Origin of the sequence: Cypionkella psychrotolerans (assembly GCF_001294535.1) — a bacterium.
GTDB classification, from domain to species: domain Bacteria; phylum Pseudomonadota; class Alphaproteobacteria; order Rhodobacterales; family Rhodobacteraceae; genus Cypionkella; species Cypionkella psychrotolerans.
In genome coordinates this window covers 1-4,028 of the sequence record NZ_LGIC01000005.1, presented here as the reverse complement: position 1 = coordinate 4,028, position 4,028 = coordinate 1, and the positions used below count along the sequence as shown (strand labels likewise).

The window sequence follows — 4,028 nt, the reverse complement described above, 5'->3', positions numbered from 1 at the left end:
ACCTAGCGTCATCCTGAACAGTTCCCGCCAAACCGCAGAATTGACGCCGTCTCGGCAACAGCGTTTGGAGATTGTGGTGAAAGAATGGCAAATAATCTCTCTGATGGTTAAGGTAGTATAGGAGTTTTGGCTGGTTTCCGTTCTGGAAACAGCGGAGCGGCTTGCGGGCGACGAAGCGTCGCAACTTTCGGATCCTAACGCCTGATAAGCCTGCGTTTTTCAAGATGCCCACTGTTTTCAATCTCGAAACCCCGCGTCTGATGATACAATCAGGGCGTGTGAGCGCCATTTTGACAGGCAGTGATTGTGGCAGAACGATGCCCGAAAGCTGCCGCAATTAGGCCTTTTTTTACTTTGCGCCCGGCATAACTGGCGGTATTCAGATTAAGTCTTACTGGGAAAGACAAAGGCCGTGGGGGCGGTCGTTGAATGGTGATGTGTCGTAAGGCACATGTGGTGTGAAAGATTTGCTGCCTTAGCCTTGGGTTCTGCGACCAAAGGCTTGTCATGAAAAATGTATCTCTTTGACCGGGAACCGTTGGTTTCCGAACGGCGTCGCTTTCGCTTCACCTCAGACGGCAGGCAACTAGGCGCTGACCTCGGATGAACCCGGGTTTGCGCCTTTTCGGGGTCGCTTCACAGCGATCTGGGCTTGGGTCGGACGAGAGACGGACTTCCGGCTCTCAGGTGAAATGAGGGATATGACATGCCGGTTTTTGCGCAATTCAATTTCAACGACGTTGGCACCAACGCCTTGGACAGCGCGCCGGCGTTGGGTGATCAGCTTGGCACCTACCGTAACGGTGCGGTCTCGACTGGTGGGCAAGCCGTACTGGATGGCCAAGACGATCTGGTGAAGATCTTTCAAGATCCAGCCTATCAGATGGATCAGGGCACGCTGGACATCAAGTTCACCTTGGCCAATCAGCCGCTGACCGCGACGCAGACTGTGCTGTCGCGCGACAGCGTCGGCGACACGGCGGGCGGTTACCGCATTGAAATTCAAGCCGATGGCTCGGTGGTGATCAGCCACGAAACCGGCACTGGCACCGAAACCTTCGGCACTGGGCCGGGCTTTGCCAATCCGGGCGATGAAATCAGCCTGTCGTATTCCTGGGATCACGGCGGCGCGGGCGGTCAGTTGCACATCGACAACGTGACCAGCAGCGACAGCTTCCAAGACACCGTGCCGAACACCCTGACGATGGATATGGGTGGTCTTGATCAGCCGTGGATCGTGGGGGCAGGGCAGGCGAGCTCTGATGCGGGCACGCTGGACAATATTGATCAGCATTTTGTGGGCTCGGTCGATCTGTTCCAACTGTCGGATAGCGTGGATAATTGTGATCCGCGCGATGGCTACGTTGATGGCACCGCAGGCAACGATCTGATCGACTTCAACTATACCGGCGACCCGGATGGTGATTTCATCGACCATAGCGATGCGATTTTGGGCAATGACGGCCCGAATGATGACCGGGTGCGGGCAGGCGCCGGCGATGACACGGTTTACGCTGGCTTGGGCGATGATCTGGTCGATGGCGATCTGGGCGATGACGTGCTGTACGGCGAAGCGGGCGATGACACGCTGAACGGTGGTGCTGGCAATGATGCGCTCTACGGCGGGCCGGGCGACGACTCGCTGCGCGGTGGCGATGGTGACGACACGCTGATGGGCGGCAATGGCAATGATCTGGCCTTTGGCGGCGACGGCAATGATGTCATCGACACCTCGGGCGGCGGTTCTGCTCCGCTGCCGGATCAGGGTTATCCGGGGCTTTACCCTTCGGACTGCGACCCGAGCAACGATCTTGATACGGTTTACGGTGGCGTGGGTGATGACACCATCCGCACCGGCGATGATGCTGACGTGATCTATGGCGGCTTCGGTAATGATCTGATCGACGGTGGCTTTGATAACGACACCATCGAGGGCAACCAAGGCAATGACGTGATCATTGGCGGCGAAGGTGCGGATCTGATCGACGGCGGCCAAGGTGATGATCTGATCTATGGCGGCTATGGCCCCGGTGTGCCGGATGCGGTGAATATACCGGACGCGGCGGGCGATCTGCTGCCGAACAACGGCAATGACAGCATCAGCGGCGGCATGGGCAATGACACCATCTTCGGGATGGACGATGATGACACCCTTGATGGCGGTCAGGGCAATGACCTGATCTATGGCGGCGTTGATGATGACAGCATCCGGGGCAATGTCGGCAATGACACCATTATCGGTGGTGAGGGGGCGGATTCGTCCGAAGGCGGCAATGACCGCGATACGTTCCTTGTCGGCTCGGCGGCGGATGGTGCGGGCGATGTGATCGACGGCAACGAGGGTGGCGACGACTATGACACGCTTGATCTGACCGGATCGGGCCCGCTGCACATCATCTATGATCCGAACAATGCCGAAAACGGCACGGTTCAGTTCCTCGATGCGGATCGCAACGTCACCAGCACGCTGACCTTCACCAATATTGAGAACGTCATCCCCTGCTTCACCCCCGGCACGCTGATTGCGACGCCGAAGGGTGAGGTTCCGGTTGAGATGTTGAAAGCTGGCGACCGGATCATCACCCGCGACAACGGTATTCAGGAAATCCGCTGGACCGGGCGCAAGGATATGGGCTGGCACGATCTGGTGGCCAATCCGCATCTGAAGCCAGTGTTGATCCGTCAGGGCAGCTTGGGCAATGGCCTGCCCGAGCGTGACATGATGGTGTCGCCGAACCACCGCGTGCTGGTCGCCAATGACCGCACCGCGCTCTATTTCGACGAGCATGAAGTGCTGGTTTCGGCCAAGCATCTGGTCGCGGGCAAGGGCATTGATGCGGTCAATGCGGTTGGCGCAAGCTATATCCACTTCATGTTTGACCGCCACGAGGTTGTGCTGTCGAACGGCGCTTGGACCGAAAGCTTCCAGCCGGGCGACTACACTCTGAAAGGCATGGGCAACGCGCAACGCGGCGAGATTTATGATCTGTTCCCCGAGTTGAAGACCGATGCGGGTCTGGAGGGCTACCATTCGGCCCGCCGCACGCTGAAGCGTCACGAAGCCATGCTTTTGGTGAAGTAAAGGTTTATGCAGCCAGGGCGGGGTCTTCCCCGCCTTGACAAGAAGGGGGTCCTTTTGGGGCCCCCTTTTTTATTGGATTGAGGGCATCACCGCTCTGCCCAACCTAGGATTGCAGCAGAAAATTGACCGCTGTTACCTGCGGTTGCAACGCGGACAGGCACCACAATGATGCCGTTATTTCGCCGGGTTCCTGTCCGCAGTTACTGCAAATTGACCGTTTTGCCGGGCTAGCGCTGCTGCTTGAAAGCCTTGGTTTCTAACCTTTCGTGGGTTGGGATCGAGGCTTTCATTTGTCGAGTCTTGTCTGTTCTTGGGTCAGCCCGCTCAGTCTTCCGTGCAGATCAGGCGCTGATCTTGTTGCTTTCTGGCGTCAGGGCGGCGTCGGAAGTTGCTTCACTTTGTACCAGTAAAGGTCTGATATCATGGCTATTGCAAGTGAACTGACGATCAACACGGCCGCCACAGTGTGAATAGCCCCGAGTTTCCTAGACACCTTGCAGCTTCAGTTTTTGCTGCTGCTCGAATGCGATCGGCGACAGCATTCCGTTCCTAACGTGTTTGCGCTGCGGGTTGTAGAAGAACTCGATGTAGTCGAACACATCCTGGCGGGCTTCTTTGCGGGTTTTATACTTTCTTCGGCGGATGCGTTCGCGTTTGAGCAGGTTGAAGAAGCTTTCGGCGACGGCGTTGTCCCAGCAGTTGCCACGTCGGCTCATGCTTTGCGTCAGATTGTGCTGTTCGAGGAACTCCTGCCACTCATAGCTGGTGAACTGTGAGCCTTGGTCGGAATGCACTTGGACTTTGGTCTTCGGTTTGCGGCGCCAGACGGCCATCAGAAGGGCTTGCAACGGCAGATCCGTATAGGTCCGACCCTGCATGGACCACCCAACAACACGCCTAGAAAATAGATCGATGACAACTGCGAGATAAACGAAGCCCTCGTGGG

At 57.2% G+C, this 4,028-nt stretch carries 2 protein-coding genes; one reads left to right on the top strand and one right to left on the bottom strand.

The window, feature by feature from the left end:
* Positions 1 to 706: 706 nt before the first annotated feature.
* Positions 707 to 3,082 carry a Hint domain-containing protein gene (locus tag AKV04_RS27660; protein ID WP_054004529.1) on the top strand — a complete coding sequence of 792 codons (2,376 nt, stop codon included), beginning with the start codon at positions 707 to 709 and terminating at the stop codon, positions 3,080 to 3,082.
* Between the two features lie 485 nt (positions 3,083 to 3,567).
* Here the strand turns inward: AKV04_RS27660 and AKV04_RS00480 are convergent.
* Positions 3,568 to 4,028 (bottom strand): IS3 family transposase (locus AKV04_RS00480; RefSeq protein WP_156317281.1); only part of this gene is annotated, 461 nt, incomplete at its 5' end.

Excerpts from the sequence above, each read along its gene's own strand:
- AKV04_RS27660 (WP_054004529.1), top strand. The coding sequence starts at position 707 with ATGCCGGTTTTTGCGCAATTCAATTTCAACGACGTTGGCACCAACGCC.